Below are 2,237 nucleotides of genomic sequence, written 5' to 3' on the forward strand. Positions count from 1 at the left end.
ACCAAATGTTATAATAAATCTATTACACAAAGAGATAAATACTTATTCAAAGGCGGAGGAATCACATGTCTATTACTGAAAAACAACGTCAGCAACAAGCTGAATTACATAAAAAATTATGGTCGATTGCGAATGATTTAAGAGGGAACATGGATGCGAGTGAATTCCGTAATTACATTTTAGGCTTGATTTTCTATCGCTTCTTATCTGAAAAAGCAGAACAAGAATACGCAGATGCCTTGTCAGGTGAAGACATCACGTATCAAGAAGCATGGGCAGATGAAGAATATCGTGAAGATTTAAAAGCAGAATTAATTGATCAAGTCGGTTACTTCATTGAGCCACAAGATTTATTCAGTGCGATGATTCGTGAAATTGAAACGCAAGATTTCGATATCGAACATCTAGCGACGGCGATTCGCAAAGTTGAAACATCAACGCTAGGTGAAGAAAGTGAAAATGACTTTATCGGTCTGTTCAGCGATATGGATTTGAGTTCAACGCGACTAGGTAACAATGTCAAAGAACGTACTGCGTTGATTTCCAAAGTCATGGTTAATCTTGACGACTTACCATTCGTTCACAGTGACATGGAAATTGATATGTTAGGTGATGCATATGAATTCCTAATCGGGCGCTTTGCGGCGACAGCGGGTAAAAAAGCAGGCGAGTTCTATACACCACAACAAGTATCTAAGATACTGGCGAAGATTGTCACAGATGGTAAAGATAAATTACGTCACGTGTATGACCCAACATGTGGGTCAGGTTCATTGTTGTTACGTGTTGGTAAAGAAACACAAGTGTATCGTTATTTCGGACAAGAACGTAACAATACCACGTACAACTTAGCACGCATGAACATGTTATTACATGATGTGCGTTATGAGAATTTCGATATCCGTAATGATGACACGTTGGAAAACCCAGCCTTTTTAGGCAATACATTTGATGCGGTTATTGCGAACCCACCATATAGTGCGAAATGGACAGCAGATTCAAAATTTGAAAATGACGAACGATTCAGTGGTTACGGCAAGCTTGCGCCAAAATCCAAAGCAGACTTTGCCTTTATTCAACACATGGTACATTACCTAGACGATGAAGGTACCATGGCAGTTGTACTCCCACATGGTGTCTTATTCCGTGGTGCTGCAGAAGGCGTGATTCGTCGTTATTTAATCGAAGAAAAGAACTACTTAGAAGCCGTGATTGGCTTACCAGCGAATATTTTCTATGGGACAAGTATTCCAACATGTATTTTAGTATTTAAAAAATGTCGCCAACAAGACGATAACGTACTATTTATCGATGCATCCAATGATTTTGAAAAAGGAAAAAATCAAAACCATTTAAGCGATGCCCAAGTCGATCGTATTATAGCCACATATAAGCGTAAAGAAACGATTGATAAATATAGCTACAGCGCGACATTACAAGAGATTGCCGATAACGATTACAACTTAAACATACCGCGATATGTTGATACATTCGAAGAAGAAGCACCCATTGATTTAGATCAAGTCCAACAAGATTTGAAAAATATCGACAAAGAAATCGCAGAAATTGAACAAGAAATCAATGCATACCTGAAAGAACTAGGGGTGTTGAAAGATGAGTAATACACAAAAGAAAAATGTGCCAGAGTTGAGATTCCCAGAGTTTGAAGGCGAATGGGAAGAGAAGAAGTTAGGGGATACACTCGAATTTATAAAAGATGGAACACATGGAACTCATGAAAATGTTAATAATGGACCATGGTTATTAAGTGCAAAGAATATCAAGAATAATAAAATTGTAATTTCAAGTGATGATAGGAAGATATCTGAAAGTGATTATAAAAAAATATACAAAAATTATAAACTTGAAAAAGGTGATTTATTATTAACAATTGTAGGTACAATTGGAAGAGCAGCTATTGTCAAAAATCCGAATAATATTGCATTTCAAAGAAGTGTCGCTATTTTAAAAACAAAAGCCACATATGATGTAGAGTTTATTTTCCAACTTTTTCAAACAAAATATTTTAAAAATTTACTGTTAAGAAAACAAGTTGTATCTGCGCAACCAGGATTATACTTAGGTGATATTCGAAAGATAAAAATTTCAATTACAAATATAATTGAAGAACAGCGAAAAATCGGAACCTTTTTTAGAAAAATTGACCGCCAAATCGAGTTAGAAGAACAAAAACTTGAATTGCTTCAACAACAGAAAAAAGGCTATATGCAGAAAAT

At 35.9% G+C, this 2,237-nt stretch carries 2 protein-coding genes; both read left to right on the forward strand.

Going from position 1 to position 2,237, the window contains the following annotated elements:
- Positions 1-65: 65 nt before the first annotated feature.
- Complete coding sequence (locus IDG63_RS14155) at positions 66-1,622, forward strand: type I restriction-modification system subunit M (protein ID WP_000028658.1); 1,557 nt, start codon at positions 66-68, stop codon at positions 1,620-1,622.
- Positions 1,615-2,237 (forward strand): restriction endonuclease subunit S (locus IDG63_RS14160; RefSeq protein ID WP_180295469.1); only part of this gene is annotated, 623 nt, incomplete at its 3' end. The genes IDG63_RS14155 and IDG63_RS14160, both read left to right, overlap by 8 nt.

The organism is Staphylococcus sp. EG-SA-14, from assembly GCF_017151935.1.
GTDB classification, from domain to species: Bacteria; Bacillota; Bacilli; order Staphylococcales; family Staphylococcaceae; genus Staphylococcus; species Staphylococcus aureus.

Bases quoted from the DNA above. Each gene is read 5' to 3' on its own strand.
- IDG63_RS14155 (WP_000028658.1), top strand. From the start codon at position 66: ATGTCTATTACTGAAAAACAACGTCAGCAACAAGCTGAATTACATAAA.